Genomic DNA, 20592 nt, shown 5'->3' on the forward strand with positions numbered 1-20592 from the left:
CGCCTAGTTGTATTCGATTACCGCGTCGCGGCGCAGATCGCGCAGATAACGCTGCGCACGCTTGTTGACGCGTTCATCTTCGATCTGGGTCATCAGATCATCGAAACTGGGCCCATCGTTGGTAGCCGCTTCGTCGCGGCCGCACAGCATGAGTACGCTCACGCCCTCCTTGGCCGAACCGAACGGCGGGGTCGTCTCGCCCACCTGCAGCGACAGCATCAGTTGCTGCAACGGTGCGGGCAGGTCACGGATGCGTACGTTATCGTTGGTCACGATCGAAGCACCCAGAGCATCGGCTGCACTGTCAGCATCGCCACACCCCTTGATCCGCTTCACACCTTCGGCGAACGAAGCAGCCTTCTTCTGTGCGTCCTGCTCGCTCGTACTTGCGGGGAAGGCGAGCGAGATCTGCTTGAGGCTGAGAAGGGCATCGCGCGGGTCGGCCATGAGGACCTGCCGCTTGTCGATCAGATAGATGATGGAAAAGCCGCCAGGGACTTCTACCGGCCCGACGAGCTGGCCGCGGTCCATGTCACGTGCAACGGTAGCCAGTTCTGTGGGAAGCTGTGCAAGCCGGACCCATCCCAGATCGCCACCGACAGCGGCGGTCGATGCTTCCGAAAACTGACGGGCATAGGCAACGAAGCTGCCTCCCTGGCTCAGTTGTTCCACGATTCGCTTGGCGTTTTCGAAAACGGAGGCCCTGTTTGCCGAATTGGCGGACAGGTAGATTTCGCCAATGCGATATTCGCTTGTCCCGCGTGAAGCCTTGAGCCGCGCGAGCAGCTCGTTCACTTCCTCTTCCGAGACGTTCACGTAAGGTTGAACATTGCGGCGCAGCAGGCGCTGCCAAGCCAGTTCGCCTTCGATCTGGCGCTTGAGCGATGTTGGCGAAGAACCGATCCGCCCGAGGTATTCGTCCATCGCCTGCGTGTTCTGGCCAAAATTCTGAGCGGCGACGCGAGCATAGGTCTGCTCGATCTCTGCCGGATCGACCTGAATTTCCTGAGCCTTGGCTTCCTGGATTTCGAGCGTTTCGTCGATCAGGTTCCGGAGAACCTGCAGGCGCAGCCGCTCCGTTTCCTCGGGGCTCATCGGTTGGGTGTTCGCTGCAAGCACGAGCGCAAGCCGTTGATCGATATCCGTCCCGGTGATGATGTCGCCATTCACGCGCACTGCGGCGCGGCGCACGTTCGGGTCGTTCTCGCCGAAAATCTTGAGATCCTGCGGAATGCTGAGCGCGCTTGTCGTCTCTTCATCGGAATCCTGCGCGTGTGCTATGCCGACGCTGGAAAGCAATACGGCGAAAGCAGCGCAAAAGGCCACACGCCGGGAGGGGGTCTTACGCTGGGTTTTCATTACCACTCGTGCATTCCTGTTATCGGCGCCATTCCGGCGTCATCCCAATCATTCGGGGCCAATCGTCCGGAGGCCTTGCCGCCAGCAGGCTTAACCGAAGCTGAGTTGCGCCGATAGCGTGTTTGCAACGCCCTGCCAACGCCTGCGCGAAATCGCGGGGCTCCAACCTATTGAACACCGATATTGCGCAGGGCGAAATAGACCTGGAAACGATTGCCGGCCCGAGCGTCGCCGGTATCGACATAGTCATGCCGCCAGGTCAGGCCGAATTCCATACACTCGTCCTGGTAGGCAATGCCGACGCGGGTGCGCAGGGGTTCGAAGCCGTCGGACTGGGCTGTCGGATCTTCCTTGCGGTCCGTCAGATTGATCACGCCCGAGCCGAATATCGACCAGTAGTCGGCAATGGCGATGCGACCCGCAACCCGCAGTTCCTCGCGGTCCTGCAAATCTTCGAGATCCTGGATATTGCGGTTGAGCCTGAGATAGCTGACTTCAGCGTAAGTCTTGCGTGTGCCGACGGCGGCGGCAACTTCATTGCGCCGTATGCCGAAGTTGTCCTTGTCGAGCCGGAACCTGTGCGTGAGCGTCAGGAATTCGCGGAAACGGATCTCTGTGCGTCCGACATAGTCGGAGAAGCGCCCGCTCAACCCGGTGCCTTCCGGCAGGATTTCCGCTTCGTTGGTCAGGCGATAGGATTGGCCGATTGTCGTCTTGATCCGCCAGCCCGGCCGGTCGAGTTGCCAGTCGAACCCGTAGGTGAAGCGAACCCCGTCCTCCACCCGGTCATAACCTGGGAAGCGGTTGAGCGCGAAAAGGTTGCTGTCCTCCAGATCGATCGCGCGCGCATCCTCGTTAGGCACGTCGAGATTGCGAACCTTGGGAGAGGCGACAAGCTGAATGCGCGGCGTGAAAACCTGCGTGCCGCCGAACGCCGGGCCCAGGAAAGGCCATTTCACGTCGATCGCGCCAATTGCGATGCCGCGGGTTTGCCAGCCCGGAAGGCCTCTGTAGATGGAAGTGTCGGTAAGGTCGTTGTCGCTCGAATGATAGGCATCGCCGCGTGCAAGCGCGGTCAGACTGATCACTTGCCCCATGCCGGTGATCCGTCGGAGATCCCACCGCGCGAGAGCGAAAGCACGCTGGGTATCCTGTCCGGAAGTGCGGCTGATCGCGAGGCTGTTGACCTGCAGTTCGACCTTTCCGCCGAGCAAGGGCGGGGTCAGGCGATGACGATATTCGAGAATGGGCAGGGCGATAGGCACCTGCCCTTGGTCGTCACCGGTGCGCAGCGTTTGCGTGGCCCAGCCGGAAAGCGAAAAGTAAGTGTTTTCGCCGATCCGTTCCAGGTCGACTGTCGAGCGCAAGCGGTCGTCGCGACTTATGTCGTAACGGCGCAGAAATGTGCGGTCGCTTGCGACGCGGGCGGAATAAGTCAGGCTCCAGTTGGGATCGAACTGGAACCGGCCATTGCCTTCGAGATAACCGCGCCAATCCTTCTCCGGCACAGTGTTGGACAACGGAATACGTTCGCTGCGGGTCGCGTATCCGGTGAACTGGTAGGCACCGTTATCCCACAGGGCCCGATAGCGGACTTTCCCCATCGGCGGTGCTTCGGAAAAAGCATACGCGGTCAGTTCGAGATCACGATTGTCGGACAACCGCGCGTAATAGCTCGCCGAGAGTTCGAGCCCATTATTGCGCGATACGGAAATGCCCGGAATCATGAGGCCGGATCGCGCCCTGCCATCGGTATTGACCGCCAGACCGGGCAAAGGCACCAGCGGCATCCCGAATACTTCCAGTCGTGCGCCGTAAAAGCGAACGCGCTTCTCGTCCGGGTCATAGACCACACGATTGGCAATCACGCGCCAGCTTGGCTTGCGGTCGCAGCCATTCGGCCCGGTAACCGGGCATCCGCTGTAGGCGGTATCGCGAAGCACGATGGCACCATCCTCACCGCGCGTTCCCTCCCGCGCGGCGAGTCGCCCGCCTTCGGCAAAGGCGAGCAGCATGTTCTGCATCGCGCCTGCCTTCAGTTCATCCGTCAGCTCAAGGCTGTCCGAAAACAGCTGGTTACCGTCCTCGTCGCTCAGGCGGATATTGCCGCTGGCAGTGATCTGGCCGGTCTTGCGATTCCAGATGACGTTCTGCGCTTCCAGCGTCTGCCCATCCGTGCGGAGGATGACGTCGCCACTGGCAGTGAGAATGTCCGCGTCCGAATCGTAGTCCAACTGGTTCGCTTCGAACGCGATTTCACGCTGCTCCTGCGTTCCCTGGGCCTGTTCCGCATCTTGCGCGTGTGCTTGCCCCGGCAGTGCAAAGGGCACCAGCAGGGCTAGGGAAAGGGCCGAACGTGTATGGTGCAAGCGGCGGATCGGGGCTTGCAGCAATGGCGCAGCATCGGGGAGCATGGCTTGCCTATCGCACCGCCCGCCCTTAACTGCAACGGCAGTATTGCGGATCGAACGCTCGCACTGTTCGTATCGCCTCAAGCCATTTGTCGGAGAGCCCATGAAATTTCTGTTCCAAGACCAGCCCGTCACCTCTCCTATCCGCCTGCAGGCGCAGATTGTCGACAAGGGCACGTTGCCTGATGGAATCGAACAATTGGTTCGCGAAGGTGCGGCCGCTGCCCGCTTCGAAGGCAAGGCGGGTCAGGTGTTTGAAACTTTCGTCGAACGCAACGGGCAGGTGGTGCGTCTGGTGCTCGCGGGTGCAGGCGAACCCGGCGATTCCGGTCGGTTGAGCGCGCTGGAACGGGCCGGTGCCGCACTGGCGGCAAAATACCGGACTTCGGGCGAAAAGGACCTGCTGCTGGAGCTTCCCGGCAGCGTCTCCACCCCTGAGCAGGCGGTAGCGGTGCTGTTGGGGCTGCGCCTGCGTGGTTGGCGCCACGATGCCTACCGCACGACATTGCGTCCGGATCAGAAAGTCACGCTGGTGCAGACGACTGTTGTCGGCGCACCTGCGGGCACGGAAGCGGCATGGGAAGTCGAATCCTGCATTGCGGAAGGCGTTGAGTTCACCAAGCAGCTGGTGACCGAGCCTGCCAATATCATTTACCCGGAAAGCTTCGTCGAAACCTGCCGTAGCAGGTTCGAGGGAACGGGAGCGGAACTGACGGTTCTCGACGAGGCGGAAATGCGCGAATTGGGCATGGGGGCCTTGCTGGGCGTGGCTCAGGGTTCAGCCCGCCCCCCACGTATCCTCGCGATCCGGTGGAATGGTGGCAAGCCGGGCGAGAAGCCGGTTGCGTTCGTCGGCAAGGGCGTAACCTTCGATACCGGTGGCATTTCGATCAAGCCGGCTGCCGGCATGGAAGACATGAAGTGGGACATGGGCGGCGCGGGCGCGGTTGCCGGCGCAATGCTTGCTCTGGTCCTGAGGCGGGCAAACGCGAATGTCGTGGGCGTGTGCGGGCTGGTGGAAAACATGCCTGACGGTAAAGCGCAACGACCGGGCGATGTCGTTACCACGATGTCGGGCAAGACGGTCGAGGTTATCAATACGGATGCCGAGGGGCGGCTTGTCCTGTGCGACACGTTGACCTGGACGCAGAAGAATTTCTCCCCTGCCGCGATTGTGGACCTTGCCACTCTCACCGGTGCGATCCTCATCTCGCTGGGCCACGAACATGCCGGCATGTTCACCAACAACGATGATCTCGCGGCGAAGCTCGACGCCGCAGGCAAGGCGACCGGCGATTCCCTTTGGCGGTTCCCGCTTGGCCCGGCTTACGACAAGATGATCGAAAGCCCGATTGCGGACATGAAGAACGTTGGCCCGCGTTACGGGGGATCGATAACCGCGGCGCAGTTCCTTCAGCGTTATATCGAGAAAGACACGCCATGGGCGCATCTCGACATCGCCGGTACCGTCTGGACCGACAAGCCGGGCGCGACGTGGGAGAAAGGCGCTTCGGGCTTTGGCGTGCGTTTGCTCGACCGGCTGGTGCGCGACAACTACGAGGGGTAAGGCGCGCTAACGATGCGTGTCGATTTCTATCAGCTGAGCCGCGATCCCGTAGAGCGGACGATTCCGTTGCTCGCCTCCAAGGTGAAGGCAGCGGGAGAGCGGTTGCTGATAGTATCCGATGACGAAGCCCAGTTGCGTACCGTTTCGGATGCGCTGTGGGCCGATAGGCCCAGCGAGTTTCTCGCCAATGGCTTGGCCGGGGAAGGGCACGAGGCACGCCAGCCGATCCTGCTTTCGCATCTGTGCGAGGCGCTGAACGGCGCGCGTATGGTAATGCTGGCCGACGGCTTGTGGAGGGCTGAGGTTCTTCCGGAAAACGGCGGTGCTTTCGATCGCGTCATGCTGATGTTCGATGATGCGCGGATTGAAGGCGCGCGTGCCTGCTGGCGGGAGTTGGGAGCGCATCCCGAACTGGAGCGTCATTTCTGGCGGCAGGAAGACGGCAGATGGAACAAGGCGGGATGATGCCGCTGCTCTAGTTGTCCGGCGCATTACGCGACCTCTTGCCCGCAGAGGCGGGGAGCGCTAGTGGCCCGCGCGAAATCAATCGACATCACATTTCGCAAGGAACGCACAATGGCGGTTACCCGCACTTTTTCGATCATCAAGCCCGACGCCACGCGTCGCAACCTGACCGGCGCGGTCACCAAGATGCTGGAAGAAGCGGGCCTGCGTGTCGTCGCTTCAAAGCGTATCCAGATGACCAAGGAACAAGCGGAAGGCTTTTACGCCGTTCACAAGGAACGCCCCTTTTTCGGTGAACTGGTCAGCTTCATGACCAGCGGCCCGGTCGTGGTGCAGGTTCTCGAAGGTGAAGACGCTGTGAAGCGTAACCGCGATGTCATGGGTGCTACCAACCCCGCGGATGCCGCGGAAGGCACGATTCGCAAGACTTTTGCGGAATCGATCGAAGCGAATTCCGTCCATGGTTCGGACAGCGAAGAGAATGCCGCGATCGAAATCGCATTCTTCTTCAAGCCGGAAGAAATCGTCGGCTGATAGCAGGCATCATAGCTGAAAATTGCGGAAGGCCGTCCTGAAAGGGATGGCCTTTCTGCTTTTCATACATGCTCAATTCATGCCGAATCCGGTTGCTTGGAGGCAAGGAGGATGCATGATGCGCAAGATCTTTTTGGGCGCCGCCGTGCTGGCGCTTGCCGCCTGTAGCCAAGATGGTGGCAACTCCGGGCAAGCGGATGACGTGGGCCAAAGTGGCGATGAGGTCGCAGCGACCGCCCAGGAAACTGTAAAACCCAGCTTCGATTGTGCGAAGGCCGACGGTGAAGTGCAGCAACTTGTCTGCAAGATGCCGGACCTTGCCCGCATGGATAATGAAATGACCCGGCTCTATGCTCTTGCCGAAGCGAGCGAGCATATGAGCGCGGACAAGCTGGCTGAGCTCAAGGCTACCCAGCGGGGCTGGATCAAGGGCCGTGACGACTGCTGGAAAGCAGATGAGAAAGATCATTGCGTGATGGAGGCCTATGCCATGCGCATCCATGACCTGCGTCAGGGCTATGCCGATGCGCGCGCGGATGATGCCAAGGGTGCCTCGACCGGCCCATTTGCAATGACGTGCAAGGGGCTGGATTACGGTATCGGCGTCACTTTCATCCAGACCGAGCCGGGAGCGGCCTATCTGCAATGGAAGGGCAATGGCATGGCCATGGCGCACGTGCCCAGCGCTTCCGGTGCCAGATATCAGACCATGACTGATGGCAAGATCGCGAGCCTGTTCACCAAGGGTGATGAGGCGACACTGGCTCTGCCGGGTGAACCCGAACGGACATGCAAGATCGAGGATGTCGGCTAGACGCGTCGCCTTTGTTGCCCTCATTCGGCAATCGCCTTATCCTCACGCCTGAAGGAGACGATGAATGTTAGGCATGGGCAATGAAGGCGAAGCCTGCCCTTTCGAATTCAACTTCGATCCGGCAACCTTCAAGGTTGGCGACACGATCAGTTATCGCGTGACGGGCAGTCTCGAAGGATTCCCCTTCGTTGGGACATTGGCGGAAGTGCACGAGGAATTCGTGGTGATATCGCCGGGCGATCCCACCACGCCTGACGCGCGCTATCGCGGAACGCGCGAAAGCCGGCCACTGGTACAGGAATCCGAAATCTAGCCCTGATCCGTGACGAGCGCGGCCAGACAGCGTGAATAGAGCTGGTGTTCGGCAATCAGGACACGCCCCGCGAGGCTATCTGCCGTATCGTCCGGGAGGATGGCGACTTTCGACTGGCCAAGAATCGGGCCATCATCAAGATCGGCAGTGACAAGGTGAACGGTGCATCCGCCATGGCTGTCGCCGGCCTCCAGCGCACGCTCATGCGTGTGCAGGCCGCGATACTTGGGCAGCAGGGAAGGGTGAATGTTGAGCATCCGGCCGCTCCAACCCGCCACGAACTCCGGGGTCAGGATGCGCATATAGCCAGCAAGTGCGACATATTCCGCGCCGCTGGACCTGATCGCCTCGTCCATGGCGGCATCATGTGCCGCGCGCGCCATTCCCTTGTGTGACAGCGCGAAAGTCGTGACACCCTCGGCCTCGGCCAGCTTCAGACCGCCTGCAGTCGGGTCGTTGCTGGCGACCAGCACGATCTCATATGGGGAACCGGGCTGTCGGCTGGCATAGAGCAGGGCGGCCATGTTGGTCCCGCTGCCCGAAATCAAGACCGCGACCTTCGCCTTGCGTCCTGCCGTGTCAGGCATTGTGGCAGGCTTCCCAATCGCTTTTCGCGCTCCAGGTGCCGGCCGCACCGCGCACGGTGCAGCCGCGTGAACCGGCGGTGACTTCACCGATGCGGTGAACGCTCTCGCCAGCTTCGGTCAAATCGGCAGTTACTTGTACGACGGCCTCCGGCTGAACTGCCAGAACCATTCCGATACCGCAGTTGAAAGTGCGTGCCATCTCGCCGGGTTCGATATTGCCCTGCGCCTGGAGGAAGGCCATCAGCCGGGGCTGTTCCCAGCTACCGGCGTCGATTACCGCATGGGTGCCTTCGGGAAGGACGCGGGGGATATTTTCCAGCAAGCCGCCGCCCGTGATGTGGGCCAGTGCGTCGATCCTGCCCTGACGGATAATGGGCAAGAGGCTTTTCACGTAAATCCGGGTCGGTTCGATCAAGGCGTCGATAAGCAAAACATCCTGATCGAACAGCGCGGGCCGATCCAGTTTCCAGCCCTTGTCGGCGGCCAGCCGGCGGACCAGCGAATACCCGTTGGAATGGACGCCGGAACTGGCAAGACCGAGCAGGACGTGGCCCGGCGCAACCGTTTCGCCCGTCAACTGCTCTCCACGTTCGACCGCGCCGACGCAGAACCCGGCGAGATCGTAGTCGCCCGCGGCGTACATGCCCGGCATTTCGGCGGTTTCGCCCCCGATCAGCGCACATCCCGAGATGCGGCAGCCTTCGGCGATGCTGGCAATGACTCGTTCCGCTACGCCGTTATCGAGTTTGCCGGTGGCGAAATAGTCGAGGAAGAAAAGCGGTTCCGCCCCCTGGACGATCAGGTCGTTGACGCACATGGCGACCAGATCGATTCCGATCCTGTCGTGCCGGTCATGATCGATCGCCAATTTTACCTTTGTGCCGACGCCATCGTTGGCGGCGACCAGCAGCGGATCAGAATAGCCCGCTGCCCTGGGATCGAAAAAGCCGCCGAAACCGCCCAATTCCGCGTCTGCGCCAGGGCGCGCCGTGGCCTTTACCAGTGGTCCGATGGCCTTTACCAGCGCATTGCCCGCAGCAATCGAGACACCGGCTTTCTCGTAACTATAGGAACTGTCGTCGCTCATCAGGCGCGCCTAACGCTTTCCAGCTTGGAAATCCAAGCTTGTTTGGGCAAAAGGCCTCCAGTTTTCCCCATGGCCTATTCACCCTTCCCCCTTTTCGCCGCGCACGGCCGTCGCCCGCTCCTCTGGATTGCCTTGGCAATGCTTGCGATTCCGCTGGCTTTCGCAGCGCGTGAAGCCCTCCTGGCGCAAGTGGAAGGGGATCGAGGCATTGCGCCGGTCGTCAGCACGGGGGACATCTCCGTAGGCGGAATCAAAGTCGACATTCGCGACAAGACGGCAGAGAAAGCCCGCGAAGAAGGCTGGAAACAGGCAATGGTGCTCGGCTGGAAGAAGCTCGGCGGACCCACCATGAGCGATTCGCAGATCGAATCGATGGTTTCCTCGGTCGTGGTCGAAAAGGAACAGATCGGACCGCACCGCTATATCGCGACTTTGGGCGTGGTGTTCGATCGCACGCGCGCCGGGCAATATCTCGGGACTGGCGGACCAGCCAATCACTCCGCGCCGATGTTGTTGATTCCGGTGTTGTACACCGGCGGAACACAGACGGTCTACGAAGTGCGAAACCCCTGGCAAAAGGCGTGGGCGGAATACCAGACAGGGGCCAGCGCGATCGATTATGTCCGTCCCTCCGGTGCGGGGGGCGATTCGCTGCTGCTGACCTATGGTCAGACCACCCGGCGGAGCCGCCTGTGGTGGAGCAACATTCTGGACCAGTTTTCCGCCGCCGACGTGCTGATCGCGATCGCGCGGGTTGAACGCCAGTGGCCGGGCGGCCCGGTTACAGGGCATTTCACGGCGCGATACGGGCCGGATAACCGCTATCTCGACAGTTTCACCCTGAAGGCAGATGGCGATGCTGGCATTCCGGCCATGTTCGACAAGGCGCTCGGGCAGTTTGATGCAATATACACGCGGGCCTTGCAGACAGGCTTGCTGCGTCCCGATCCGACGTTGAAAGCGCAACGGATAGAGGTGGACCCGGTGCTGGCCGCTCTGCTGGAGGCGGGGCGCAGAGCCCAGGCTGCCGATGCCGCTGCGGCCGAGGCTGGTGTGCCGGTCACTGTGGTGACAGATGGAACCCAGCCCAGCCCCCGCGCGGTTGCGAGCTACACGGTGCAGTTCGCATCGCCGGATGCGGCTTCGGTCGACGCCGCATTGGGTTCGCTGCGGGGGACTTCCGGGGTTCAGGGTGCGGCGACGACCAGCATTGCGATCGGCGGGGTTTCGGTAATGCGGGTCAGCTATGGCGGCAGTCTGGCGGAATTGGCATCGGCCTTGCGCTCACGCGGATGGCAGGTCGTCGAAGGCCAGAATGCACTGAGCATCAGGCGCTAAGCTGGCGGGTGTGCCGCGAAACATGAGCGAGCCATGAGCCAGATTGCATTACCATTGCGGGCAGGACCGGGGGAAGGCGCGGCCCGCATCGTGGTAGGTTCTGCAAACAGAGGCATCGTCGAAGCGCTTTCCGCGCCGCAGGACTGGCCGTTTCGCACGGCGGTACTCACCGGGCCACCGCGATCCGGAAAGTCACTGCTTGCGCGCTGGTTTGCGGGGCAAGGTAACGGCGATGCGATCGACGAGGCAGACCGGCTTGACGAGACGGAACTGTTCCATCGCTGGAATCGCGCGCAGGAGAATGGCGTGCCACTGCTGCTGGTGGCAGGGGAAAGGGGATGGCAAATCCACCTTCCTGATCTGCGTTCCCGGATCGGTGCGGCATTGCACCTCGTCATGGGAACTCCTGATGACGACATGGTGACGGCGCTGATCGGTGCCCATGCGGAACAGCGTGGTCTTGTACTGGGGGAAGGTGCGCTTACCTATCTGACGCCGCGTGTGGAACGGAGCTTTGCCGGGATCGAACGTCTGGTTGCAGCCATCGACCGGATCAGTCTGGAGCGAAAGCAACCCGCTACGCAGGCGATCTGGCGCGATGCGCTGGAGGCGGTGCAGGGCGCTGCTCAACGGCGGCTCCTTTGACGGTAACGCTACGGCAGTTGCTAACTGTCTAGCTTGCTTTGGTAATATTTTGGTGCGAGAATCATTGGCCTGATGTTCAAGAGCCTTGCAGAATATCTGGATTCGATCCGTGCGCGCGATCCTGCGCCCCGTTCACGCTGGGAAGTCCTGCTTTATCCAGGGGTGCTGGCGTTGGGGCTGCACCGGGTTTCGCATTGGCTCTATGGCGGCGGCCTGTTTTTCCTTGCCCGCGTGGTAAACCACTTCGCGCGTTCTCTAACTGCTATCGATATCCATCCCGGGGCAACGATCGGACGGCACCTGTTTATCGATCACGGTTTTGTCACGATTGGTGAAACGGCCGAGATTGGCGATAACGTCACTATTTATCCCTGTGTTACGTTGGGTGGTACCAATCCGGCCAATGGCATCGCAGGCAAACGTCACCCGACTTTGCGTAATGATGTGATTGTTGGATCAGGCGCGCAAATTCTGGGGCCGATCGTCATTAGCGAACGGGCGCGGATCGGCGCCAATGCCGTGGTGACCGACGATGTGCCCGAAGGGGCGACCATGGTCGGGTTCAAGGCGCGTTCCACGCTTGTCCCTGTGGAAGAGTGGTTGCGCGAATTCGTGCCATACGGCACGCCTTGCAAGGAACCTTGCGAGCCGGGCGGCAACCGCATCGATGAATTGGAAGAACAACTCGTCCAGCTGAAGGCGGAACTTGATGCCTTGCGTGAAGATCGGCTGGCCGAGGAAACAAGGCGTAGCGAGGCCGGCGGTTGATGGGGCCCAATCGGGGGGCGGCATCCGTTGTAGCCTTTCCTGGCCGGCAGCCGTTGCAGGTCGGTTTTGCCCGGCTTGAGCTGACCCGTATCCTTGATCTCTACGGTCGAATGGTCGCCGCTGGCCAATGGCGTGATTATGCCATGGACTTCGATCGGGACGTGGCCGTTTTCGCGGCTTTTCGTCGCTCGTCGGAGCGACCGGAAGTACGGATCGAAAAACGCCCTGCCTTGCATACCAAACAGGGGATGTGGACACTGTTCGGAGAAGCGGGACAGGTCCTGAAACGTGGGCATGAACTTGCAGGGGTTCTGGCTCCGGTTGAACGGCGCCTGCTCAAGATCGTTGACGACTAGAGCGCGTCATTGGCGTGCATCGCCGGGGGACCACTCTCTGCCTGACCCAGCTTTATTGCGTACACGAAAAGAGAGGGCCGCCACACCTGCATCCTGAAGAATGCGGCGTGACGGCCCAGTGGGGAATATGGCGGCCCGCAGGTTGGGCCGCCAGCCTTCGTCAGAAGCGGAACTGGCCGTAAAGACCGAACTCGTCGCGCGTTTCCTGGCCCGAACCCAGGTTGCCGATCTTGATGCCGCCATCGCCATTGTCGTGCTTGTACACGAGAGCGAAGTCGACGATCTTGGCCGGGCTGTACTGAATACCCGCTTGGTAGAACTGTTCTTTCTTCAAGGGGGCGGTGTCCTTGTTGGGCTTCACCCAGTCATAGCGTCCGAACAGGCTCCATTTCTTGGCCGGAGAGACCGACGCGAAGATCGAATAGCCTTCAGCACTATCCTTGGGATCGGTGGTCTTGACGCCCCAGTTCTTGGCATGGAAATATTCGCCGCCGATGGTCAGAGGCATACCGCCGACCTTGTCCTTGTAGGCGAGCATGGCGTTGAAGCGTTTCGCAGTCCGGTAATCGTCCGTCGCGCCTTCGACATCCTTGCCCAGTTTGCCGACATAACCGCCGACAGCGGCGTTGAAGCCCTGATACTTGAAGCCAAGGCGACCTTCGATGTCGATCGTCTTGGTGAATTTGGGATCGCGATAGCCGCCGCCATCGACAGCGGAGATCTGATAGTTGACCATGCCGTCGGCGAATTCGCCCATGGCGTGGACACCCCAGTCGGCCGAAGTGCCGAACTTGTCGAGGTCGGTAAGTGTCTTTTCGACGTGGCGGTAACCGTAGATGCCTTCAACATAGGGAATCCAGGGCATGTCGGTGGAGCCGACGCGAACCTTCAACGCCTTGTCGATCTTGGCTTCAAGGAAAGCCTTCTTGACGTAGAAAGCGCGCCCCACGCCGGAGATGTTTTCGATATCCATCGTTACATTGCCGGAGAACGTGTCATCGAACTTGTGATCGACGCCAATATAGAAGCGCTTGATCTGGAAGCCGCCGTCCTTCTCGACATTGCCGCCGCCAGGCGCATCGGCGTCGACGGTGCTGATGTTATAGTACATCCGGCCGCTGATCTTGGTGTTCTCGGCCCACTCAAGTCCCTTGGGCAGAGCGCTTGGCTTTTCGGAGGCGGCGAGGGCCTTGTCAGCCTTGGCGGCAGTGGCCTGCGAGTTGGCGGCCTGCTGGTTCACTTGCGTTTGCAGCGCGCTGATCTGGGCCTGAAGTTGCTGCAACTGCTGGAGGGCGGCTTGCAGCTGCTCCTGCGTCGCGGCTTCGTCGCCAGTGGCGGCCATGGCTGCCTGCGGGGCAGTCAGGGCAATCGCCAGCGCGGCGAAGGAAACGGTTGTCTTCGAAAGGTGGCGGTACATCGTACTAGTCCCTCATGGTTTTCGATCGGCAGGAGGGGCTCGGTGATGTGCCGTCAGGCCCCTCATGACGGGACTGCCGCTACGGACCGCGCGTTACATGCTAAGGAAGAATTCCGGACAGGAAGCTGACACGATCATGACGTGGGCCAGCAAAAAATGTCGCATTATTGTAATTGAAACGTCATGAAACCCGTATATCCTCCCGCGAGGAAAGTTCTTAACGGCGCTTTGCGTGATAGAGATCGAAACCGTTCTTCTGACGTCCCTGGAACCGGATTTGCTGGCGACCCTGGCGCAATTGCTGCCGGGGTTCCATGTGCTTGCAAAACTTACGGAGCCGTTTGAACGGCGTTCAAACGGTCGAATCTGGTGCTTTGTCGACTGGTTGCTGCCTGATTGTTCGGGCCTTGAAATGTGCCGCCGGTTGCGTGCGGTCGTACCGCCGTCGCAAGGCCATATCACGATGGTTCTGGAAGACGACGACCGGGATGCCCGCCGCCGCGCCTTACGAGCAGGGGCGGATGATTATCTTGTCGGCCCTCTGACGCCACAGGCACTTGTCGCACGCCTTCAGCAATATCGCGGCCAGTCCATTGTCAGGGAAGGCGATAATGGCGTCGTGATAACGGATGCTGCCTCAGGCAAGGATAGCGGTTCGCAAATTGGCAGGTCTGAGGTGATCGATGCGGGCGATCAGCGCCGGTTTTTTGCAGATTATGCCGGGATTGCGGCATCGCAGGAGCATGTCCGGCAGGTCATGGCGCATGGTGAACTCACTCTCGATCTGGCGGCCTGTCAGGCCTATTGGCGAGGTATGCCGATTGCGCTTCGGCCGAATGAATTCCGTCTTCTGGCCCATTTCGTAGAGAATACCGGAAAGGTCCTTTCCCGGACCAGTCTCATCGCCCGGATCGGGAAAGAAGGGGCGGAAACGGACGAGCGTACTGTCGATGTGTGGGTTGGGCGCCTGCGTCGCGCGCTCAAGGCCCATGGGGTGCCGGACATACTCCGAACCGTGCGTTCCTTTGGCTATGTGCTCGACAAGATCGAACAGGAAACTGCGCCTGGGGAAGGATGACTCGGCGCCTGCATCTGGCGTACGATGCTTCCCGTTTTGAGAGTTTCCAGCAGTTCGCTGGACGCTGGACTGCGTTTCTTCAACTGACTTTCATCACACTTCGTAGTGCGATCTGCAGGTAGCGCAGATTGCCAATGTAAGCTGCGGCTTTGCTTTGGACAGCTCAACGAGTCGCGCGCATTCCACATGACACTGTGACATTGGGAACGCGCTGTTCGTGACATTTGTCACAATAATGTCACTCAGCGAGCCTAGTGGCCCCCTCGTCAGATCAACAAGACTCGAATGAGGGAAGCCAATTTCATGACCAACAAAAAACGCGTTTGCTCGCTGACGCTGGCGCCCGTTGCGCTTGCCGTTTCGCTGGGGTGGGCGATGCCCGCCCATGCGCAATCATCCGCTGAAGCAGAGGCCCTGCGGCAGGAAATGGCGCAGATGCGGGCGCAGATGCAGGCGATGGCGAACAAGATCAATTCGCTGGAAGGCGATCTTGCCAGTGCCAATGCTAACGCAGAAGCGGCAAAGGTCGCCGCGACCGAGGCCAAGGACGCGTCGAAAGATGCCGTCAAGGTCAGCTGGAAGGGCGCGCCGCAGTTCGAAGGCGACAACGGTTGGAAGTTCAAGGTGCGCGGGCGCGTGCAGGTTGATAGCGGTTCGATCAACGCGCCGAGCGGAACGGGGCAGGACCTTGGCTGGGGCACTGAAGTGCGCCGTGCGCGTCTCGGCGTCGAAGGTGGAATGCCCGGCGGCATCGGGTACAAGTTCGAAGTCGACTTTGCCGAAAACGGTGTCGACATCACTGATGCGTTGGTCAACTACAAAGCGGGCGACGTCAAGCTGACGATCGGTCAGCACAACAACTTCCAGTCGCTGGAAGAACTGACCTCCAGCCGCCACATCAGCTTCATGGAACGTGCAGCGTTCACCGATGCGTTCAATTTCGAGCGTCGCGTGGGTGTCTCTGCCGAATATCACAAGGGCGCGGTACTGGTTCAGACCGGGCTTTTCAGCGACAACATCGCGGATATCAGCAACACCACCAACAACAGCTATGGGGGCGACCTGCGCGTTGTCTTCATGCCGAAGATGGGCAACACGCAGCTTCACCTCGGTGGTTCGCTCCACTATCGCGATCTGCAGGACGCAGCGAGCACCGTTCGCTATCGTCAGCGGCCTTTTGTCCACTTCACCGGGACACGTTTCATCAACACGGGTAATATCCCGGCGAAGAGCGAGACCAGCTACGGTCTTGAAGCCGCAGCGATCGCGGGTCCTCTCCACTTTGCAAGTGAAGCATATTGGCAGAAGGTATCGAGCCCCGGCTTCGCCGATCCGACCTTCTTCGGCGGCTATGCCGAAATCGGCTACTTCCTGACCAAGGGCGATCACCGCGGTTACAAGAACGGGACGTTTGACCGAGTGAAGCCGAAGAACGGTTTCGACAAGGGCGGCGCCGGCGCGGTGCAGGTCAACTTGCGCTATGACTATCTGGACCTGAACGACGCGGGCATCGTTGGCGGGAAACAGGACGGTTATGCCGTTTCCGTAATCTGGACGCCGACCGCTTATACCCGCCTGATGGCGAACTATGGTCGGATGGAATATACCGACGCTGCGATCACGGCCGGAGCTGACACGAAATATGGCGTCGATGTATTCGGCGTGCGGGCACAGTTCGACTTCTGACATCCTGCGGTTGGAAGTAAACTGGGCATGGCCCACTTGGCCCCGCTTCGGCGGGGCCAATTTTTGTAATGATTACTCCGTGTTGTTGCGGCGGGCGTGAAGTCAGACGCCTTGATCAAAGAGAGCGCAGAGCCGGAATCAATTCATCGAAATGGCTGATAACGCAATCCGCGCCAAGTTCCTGGACAGGAACATTATTGAAGCCGAAATCGACTGCTACGGACGGAACGCCGGCTGCCTTGGCGGCTTCCATGTCGATAGTCGTATCTCCGATAAATGCCGTTCTTCCGCCGCCACAGCGGGCGATCATTTCCAGGACCGGATCGGGCGAGGGTTTGCTCCGCCCCGGGCCGAGCGTATCGCCGCCGATCACGGTGACAAATCGATCGAGCATTCCGATCTGCTGCAACAGGGAACGGGCAAAGCCTTCGAATTTGTTCGTGACTACGGCCACCTTGCAACCCTGCGCATCGAGTTCGTCAAGCATCGCGATACACCCGGGGAACGGGCGGGTGTGAACGGCCAGGTTGGCTTCGTAGAAGCGTAGCAATTCCCGATAGATTGGCTTGAAACTCTCATCATCCATGCCGCCATCATGGATAAGCGCACGCTCCAGCATGCGTCGCGCCCCACGCCCGATCAATGGCGCAATTCCCTCCAGCGGAACCGGATCACGCCCTGCGAGGACGAGAGCATGGTTCAGTGCATTGCAAAGATCATGGGATGAATCGACGAGCGTACCGTCGAGATCGAAGCCCACTATAGCGAATGGAAAATCAGGGTTCGGACTCATGGGTGGGCAAGTGCCCGCCCGATGTGGAAACTGCAAGCGTTTGGTGGCATGGCCCTGATCACATGATAGGATTCAGCCATGAGTGATATTGCCGCAATCGTCCTTGCCGCTGGCAAGGGGACCCGCATGAAGAGCGACACGCACAAAGTGCTCCACCCCATCGCAGGCCGTCCGATGTTGCTGCATCTGATGGAAGCAGTCGATGCTCTGAAGCCGGTCTCCAAGGTCGTGGTTGTCGGCGACAAGGCGGAGCAACTGGAATCAGCTCTGGGCGGCAGCGCGGCATTGGTGAAGCAGGAGCCGCAACTCGGGACCGGGCATGCGGTGCAGCAGGCGCAAGATGCACTGGCAGGCTTCACCGGTGACGTGCTCATCCTTTATGGTGACGTCCCATTTGTTCCCACGTCGACCATGCAGGCGATGGTTGATCGGCTTAATGCCCCGGATGCACCAGCGGTGGTCGTCCTGACATTCCAGCCTGACGATACGCAGGCATATGGCCGCGTTATCTGCAGCGAGGAGGGCGTGGGGGATCGTATCCTGAAGATGGTGGAGCACAAGGATGCCTCGCCGGAAGAACGCGCCTGCCGTCGCTGCAATTCAGGACTGATGGCAGTCAAGGCGAAGGATCTGTTTGGGTTGCTCTCGCGCGTGACCAACGACAATGCGGCCGGGGAATATTACCTGCCGGACATCGTGAATCTGGCCACTGCCGATGGGCGCCATTCGGCAGTGGTCGATACCGATCCTTTCGAAGTGTCCGGTATCAACAGCCGGGCCGAACTCGCTTCGATGGAACAGGCATGGCAACAGCGTCGCCGGGCTCGGGCGATGTCTGATGGTGTGAGCCTGGTCGCTCCGGAAACCGTCTGGTTCTCATGGGATACGGAACTGGGCCGGGATGTGACGGTGGAACCCAACGTGGTGTTCGGCCCAGGCGTAAGGGCTGCCGACAAGGTTCGCATTCGCGCCTTTTCGCACCTGGAAGGCGCGGAACTGGCGACAGGGACCGAAATCGGCCCTTACGCCCGGCTACGCCCCGGTGCGGTGCTGGAAGAAGGGGCGAAGGTCGGCAACTTTGTAGAGATGAAGAAAGCGACTCTGGGCAAGGGTGCCAAGGCCAATCACCTGACGTATCTGGGCGATGCGGAAGTCGGGGCAGGGGCCAATATCGGCGCCGGTACGATAACCTGCAATTACGATGGCTATTTCAAGTACAAGACGGTGATTGGCGAACGGGCTTTCATCGGTTCGAACAGTGCATTGATTGCGCCGGTCAGAATCGGAGCGGATGCGATCGTCGCGGCGGGTAGCGCCGTGACGCGAGACGTTGCCGACGGGGAACTGCGGATGGTTCGGGCAGAGCAACTGGTCAAGCCGGGCTGGGCGGATCGCTTCCACGACGCGATGAAAAAGAAGAAGTCCGCCGGAAAGAAGGGCTGAGCGTGCGGCGATTGCGGCAGGTCGTCCTGATTTATACGGAATCCCAAGGATTTCAGCGTATCACGCCATCGAACGGCTATTAAGGATATCGTCCATTCATGTGCGGAATTATCGGCATTGTCGGCAAGGCAGAGGTCGCGGAACGGCTGGTCGATGGACTCAGGCGGATGGAATATCGGGGATACGATTCCGCTGGTGTCTGTACTCTTCATGATGGGCAACTTGTCCGTCGCCGGGCGGAAGGGAAACTGGCCAATCTGGTCAAGGAACTGGAGGGCAATCCCGCGCCCGGCCAGGTCGGCATTGCCCACACCCGGTGGGCCACCCATGGTGCGCCGACGACCAACAATGCCCACCCCCACGCGACGGAAGAAGTGGCGCTGGTCCATAATGGCATTATCGAGAATTTCCGACCTCTGAGGGAAGAACTCATTGCTCGCGGGCGGGTATTCGAGAGCGAGACCGACACGGAAGTCGTCGCCCATCTGGTATCCGAACAGGTCGAAGCGGGCAAAAGCCCCGAAGAAGCCGTGCAAGTGGTGTTACCGCGTCTGCGGGGGGCATTCGCGTTGGCGATCGCCTTTCGCCGCTTTCCCAACCTGCTGATTGGCGCGCGGCTGGGATCGCCACTGGTAGTTGGATATGGCGATGGCGAAACTTACCTTGGATCGGATGCTCTCGCGCTCGCGCCGCTGACGCAGCGGATATCCTATCTGGAGGAAGGCGATTGGGTCGTCCTGACGCGTAACGGGGCGCAAGTCCATGATGCCGCCAACAGGCCGGTGGAACGGGCGATCACGACATCAGGCGCGTCCGCTGCTGCAATCGAGAAGGGCAATTATCGCCACTTCATGCAGAAAGAGATATTCGAGCAGCCGGTGGTCGTGGCGCAAACGCTTCGCTCTTATATCCGCCAGCTCGAACGTCAGGTTACCTTGCCGCAGATCGATTTCGATCTGTCCAAGATAAACCGGGTCACTATCGTGGCCTGCGGCACGTCCTATTACGCCGGCATGGTGGCGAAGTATTGGTTTGAGCGGTTCGCTCGCGTGCCCGTCGACATCGATGTGGCGAGCGAGTTCCGTTATCGTGAGCCGGTGCTGGAAAAGGGTGGGCTGGCCCTGTTCATCTCGCAGTCCGGCGAAACGGCGGACACATTGGCGGCCCTGCGTCATTGCAAGGCGGAAGGGCAGACAATTGCCGTCGTCGTCAACGTTCCGACCAGTTCCATGGCGCGGGAGGCGGATTTGCTATTGCCGACCCACGCAGGTCCGGAAATCGGCGTCGCATCGACCAAGGCTTTTACCTGTCAGCTGGCAGTTCTGGCCGCCTTGGCTGCCCATCTGGCGGTCCGGCGTGGCCGGATGGACCGGGATGAGGAAGAGCGTGTCGTCGGGCATTTGCTGGAGGCTCCGGCCGCGCTCAATGCTGCGCTTGCGCATGATGAGGAAATCGCCGCCATGGCCCCTCTGATCGCCCCGGCGCGGGACGTACTTTATCTTGGGCGGGGACCGGATTATCCGCTGGCTCTCGAAGGTGCGCTCAAGCTCAAGGAAATCAGCTATATTCACGCTGAAGGCTACGCTTCTGGTGAAATGAAGCATGGCCCGATCGCACTGATCGATGAAGCGGTTCCCGTGATAGTGCTGGCCCCGTCGGGCCCGCTGTTCGAAAAGACTGTTTCCAACATGCAGGAGGTGCGGGCACGGGGCGGCAAGATCGTGTTGATTTCCGATGCCGAGGGAATTGCCGAGGCAGGTGAAGGCTGTATGGCTACGATCGAAATGCCCAAAGTGCATCCCCTGATCGCGCCTCTTGTCTATGCAGTTCCCGTTCAACTGCTGGCGTATCATACGGCATGCGCCAAGGGGACGGATGTCGATCAACCGCGCAATCTCGCCAAGTCGGTGACTGTGGAATAGACGTCCAGA

Annotated in this window: 18 protein-coding genes and 1 pseudogene; 13 read left to right on the forward strand and 6 right to left on the reverse strand. The window is 60.3% G+C overall.

The features are described 5' to 3' along the window. Positions 1-3 precede the first annotated feature (3 nt). Complete coding sequence (locus MB02_RS16105; protein WP_067540191.1) at positions 4-1359, reverse strand: peptidylprolyl isomerase; 1356 nt, start codon at positions 1357-1359, stop codon at positions 4-6. Positions 1360-1526: 167 nt separating this feature from the next. Then, on the reverse strand, positions 1527-3773 hold the full coding sequence (locus MB02_RS16110) for an LPS-assembly protein LptD (RefSeq protein WP_067540196.1): 2247 nt from the start codon (positions 3771-3773) through the stop codon (positions 1527-1529). A 100-nt stretch (positions 3774-3873) separates the two neighbouring features. Between MB02_RS16110 and MB02_RS16115 the strand changes: the two genes are divergently transcribed. From MB02_RS16115 to MB02_RS16135, 5 genes are all read left to right on the forward strand, one after another. Beyond that, positions 3874-5337, forward strand: coding sequence for a leucyl aminopeptidase (locus MB02_RS16115; RefSeq protein ID WP_067540200.1), 1464 nt, complete (start codon positions 3874-3876; stop codon positions 5335-5337). A 12-nt stretch (positions 5338-5349) separates the two neighbouring features. Then, positions 5350-5802 (forward strand): DNA polymerase III subunit chi, encoded by a 453-nt coding sequence (locus MB02_RS16120; RefSeq protein WP_067540203.1) that lies wholly within the window; start codon positions 5350-5352, stop codon positions 5800-5802. Between the two features lie 111 nt (positions 5803-5913). Continuing rightward, positions 5914-6336, forward strand: coding sequence for a nucleoside-diphosphate kinase (ndk, locus tag MB02_RS16125; protein ID WP_067540318.1), 423 nt, complete (start codon positions 5914-5916; stop codon positions 6334-6336). A gap of 115 nt (positions 6337-6451) precedes the next feature. Beyond that, positions 6452-7150 (forward strand): MliC family protein, encoded by a 699-nt coding sequence (locus tag MB02_RS16130; RefSeq protein ID WP_170304771.1) that lies wholly within the window; start codon positions 6452-6454, stop codon positions 7148-7150. Positions 7151-7214: 64 nt separating this feature from the next. After that, positions 7215-7463 (forward strand): hypothetical protein, encoded by a 249-nt coding sequence (locus tag MB02_RS16135; protein ID WP_082826264.1) that lies wholly within the window; start codon positions 7215-7217, stop codon positions 7461-7463. A gap of 8 nt (positions 7464-7471) precedes the next feature. Here the strand turns inward: MB02_RS16135 and purN are convergent. Further along, positions 7472-8050, reverse strand: a pseudogene (gene purN, locus MB02_RS16140) (phosphoribosylglycinamide formyltransferase); the annotation flags it as partial. Further along, on the reverse strand, positions 8043-9137 hold the full coding sequence (gene purM, locus MB02_RS16145) for a phosphoribosylformylglycinamidine cyclo-ligase (protein ID WP_067540212.1): 1095 nt from the start codon (positions 9135-9137) through the stop codon (positions 8043-8045). The gene purM and the pseudogene purN, both read right to left, overlap by 8 nt. Before the next feature lie 138 nt (positions 9138-9275). Between purM and MB02_RS16150 the strand changes: the two genes are divergently transcribed. From MB02_RS16150 to MB02_RS16165, 4 genes are all read left to right on the forward strand, one after another. Next, positions 9276-10475 (forward strand): heavy-metal-associated domain-containing protein, encoded by a 1200-nt coding sequence (locus MB02_RS16150; protein ID WP_235829554.1) that lies wholly within the window; start codon positions 9276-9278, stop codon positions 10473-10475. A 33-nt stretch (positions 10476-10508) separates the two neighbouring features. Continuing rightward, positions 10509-11120 (forward strand): P-loop NTPase family protein, encoded by a 612-nt coding sequence (locus MB02_RS16155; RefSeq protein ID WP_067540218.1) that lies wholly within the window; start codon positions 10509-10511, stop codon positions 11118-11120. Positions 11121-11192: 72 nt separating this feature from the next. Continuing rightward, positions 11193-11888, forward strand: coding sequence for a serine O-acetyltransferase EpsC (epsC, locus tag MB02_RS16160; protein WP_067540221.1), 696 nt, complete (start codon positions 11193-11195; stop codon positions 11886-11888). Then, the gene (locus tag MB02_RS16165; RefSeq protein ID WP_067540224.1) at positions 11888-12244 is read left to right on the forward strand and encodes a DUF2794 domain-containing protein; all 357 of its coding nucleotides are present in this window, start codon (positions 11888-11890) and stop codon (positions 12242-12244) included. Before epsC ends, MB02_RS16165 begins: the two co-directional genes overlap by 1 nt. Positions 12245-12404: 160 nt before the next feature. On the opposite strand, the gene MB02_RS16170 is transcribed toward MB02_RS16165, so the two are convergent. Continuing rightward, positions 12405-13661, reverse strand: a complete 1257-nt coding sequence (locus tag MB02_RS16170) for a porin (RefSeq protein WP_067540228.1) — start codon at positions 13659-13661, stop codon at positions 12405-12407. Positions 13662-13893: 232 nt separating this feature from the next. Between MB02_RS16170 and MB02_RS16175 the strand changes: the two genes are divergently transcribed. Beyond that, positions 13894-14739 carry a winged helix-turn-helix transcriptional regulator gene (locus tag MB02_RS16175; protein ID WP_067540232.1) on the forward strand — a complete coding sequence of 282 codons (846 nt, stop codon included), beginning with the start codon at positions 13894-13896 and terminating at the stop codon, positions 14737-14739. Between the two features lie 303 nt (positions 14740-15042). Next, the gene (locus MB02_RS16180; RefSeq protein WP_067540324.1) at positions 15043-16425 is read left to right on the forward strand and encodes a porin; all 1383 of its coding nucleotides are present in this window, start codon (positions 15043-15045) and stop codon (positions 16423-16425) included. Between the two features lie 115 nt (positions 16426-16540). Here MB02_RS16180 and MB02_RS16185 read toward each other — a convergent pair whose 3' ends face one another. Continuing rightward, positions 16541-17218: an HAD-IA family hydrolase gene (locus MB02_RS16185; RefSeq protein WP_067540235.1), complete on the reverse strand. Its 678-nt coding sequence runs from the start codon at positions 17216-17218 to the stop codon at positions 16541-16543. Positions 17219-17296: 78 nt separating this feature from the next. On the opposite strand from MB02_RS16185, the gene glmU reads away from it, so the two are divergent. Together glmU and glmS are read left to right on the forward strand one after the other, a co-directional pair. Then, positions 17297-18661, forward strand: a complete 1365-nt coding sequence (gene glmU / locus MB02_RS16190; protein ID WP_067540238.1) for a bifunctional UDP-N-acetylglucosamine diphosphorylase/glucosamine-1-phosphate N-acetyltransferase GlmU — start codon at positions 17297-17299, stop codon at positions 18659-18661. Between the two features lie 98 nt (positions 18662-18759). Then, positions 18760-20583 (forward strand): glutamine--fructose-6-phosphate transaminase (isomerizing), encoded by a 1824-nt coding sequence (glmS, locus tag MB02_RS16195; protein ID WP_067540241.1) that lies wholly within the window; start codon positions 18760-18762, stop codon positions 20581-20583. The last annotated feature ends 9 nt before the right edge of the window (positions 20584-20592 follow it).

Source organism: Croceicoccus estronivorus (genome assembly GCF_001625325.1).
Taxonomy (GTDB): Bacteria; Pseudomonadota; Alphaproteobacteria; order Sphingomonadales; family Sphingomonadaceae; genus Caenibius; species Caenibius estronivorus.

What these genes read in the sequence shown, in the direction of transcription:
- MB02_RS16105 (WP_067540191.1), bottom strand. Translation starts at nt 1,359, where the DNA reads ATGAAAACCCAGCGTAAGACCCCCTCCCGGCGTGTGGCCTTTTGCGCT.
- MB02_RS16110 (WP_067540196.1), bottom strand. Translation starts at nt 3,773, where the DNA reads ATGCTCCCCGATGCTGCGCCATTGCTGCAAGCCCCGATCCGCCGCTTG.
- MB02_RS16115 (WP_067540200.1), top strand. Translation starts at nt 3,874, where the DNA reads ATGAAATTTCTGTTCCAAGACCAGCCCGTCACCTCTCCTATCCGCCTG.
- MB02_RS16120 (WP_067540203.1), top strand. Translation starts at nt 5,350, where the DNA reads ATGCGTGTCGATTTCTATCAGCTGAGCCGCGATCCCGTAGAGCGGACG.
- ndk (WP_067540318.1), top strand. Translation starts at nt 5,914, where the DNA reads ATGGCGGTTACCCGCACTTTTTCGATCATCAAGCCCGACGCCACGCGT.
- MB02_RS16130 (WP_170304771.1), top strand. Translation starts at nt 6,452, where the DNA reads ATGATGCGCAAGATCTTTTTGGGCGCCGCCGTGCTGGCGCTTGCCGCC.
- MB02_RS16135 (WP_082826264.1), top strand. Translation starts at nt 7,215, where the DNA reads ATGTTAGGCATGGGCAATGAAGGCGAAGCCTGCCCTTTCGAATTCAAC.
- purM (WP_067540212.1), bottom strand. Translation starts at nt 9,137, where the DNA reads ATGAGCGACGACAGTTCCTATAGTTACGAGAAAGCCGGTGTCTCGATT.
- MB02_RS16150 (WP_235829554.1), top strand. Translation starts at nt 9,276, where the DNA reads ATGCTTGCGATTCCGCTGGCTTTCGCAGCGCGTGAAGCCCTCCTGGCG.
- MB02_RS16155 (WP_067540218.1), top strand. Translation starts at nt 10,509, where the DNA reads ATGAGCCAGATTGCATTACCATTGCGGGCAGGACCGGGGGAAGGCGCG.
- epsC (WP_067540221.1), top strand. Translation starts at nt 11,193, where the DNA reads ATGTTCAAGAGCCTTGCAGAATATCTGGATTCGATCCGTGCGCGCGAT.
- MB02_RS16165 (WP_067540224.1), top strand. Translation starts at nt 11,888, where the DNA reads ATGGGGCCCAATCGGGGGGCGGCATCCGTTGTAGCCTTTCCTGGCCGG.
- MB02_RS16170 (WP_067540228.1), bottom strand. Translation starts at nt 13,661, where the DNA reads ATGTACCGCCACCTTTCGAAGACAACCGTTTCCTTCGCCGCGCTGGCG.
- MB02_RS16180 (WP_067540324.1), top strand. Translation starts at nt 15,043, where the DNA reads ATGACCAACAAAAAACGCGTTTGCTCGCTGACGCTGGCGCCCGTTGCG.
- MB02_RS16185 (WP_067540235.1), bottom strand. Translation starts at nt 17,218, where the DNA reads ATGAGTCCGAACCCTGATTTTCCATTCGCTATAGTGGGCTTCGATCTC.
- glmU (WP_067540238.1), top strand. Translation starts at nt 17,297, where the DNA reads ATGAGTGATATTGCCGCAATCGTCCTTGCCGCTGGCAAGGGGACCCGC.
- glmS (WP_067540241.1), top strand. Translation starts at nt 18,760, where the DNA reads ATGTGCGGAATTATCGGCATTGTCGGCAAGGCAGAGGTCGCGGAACGG.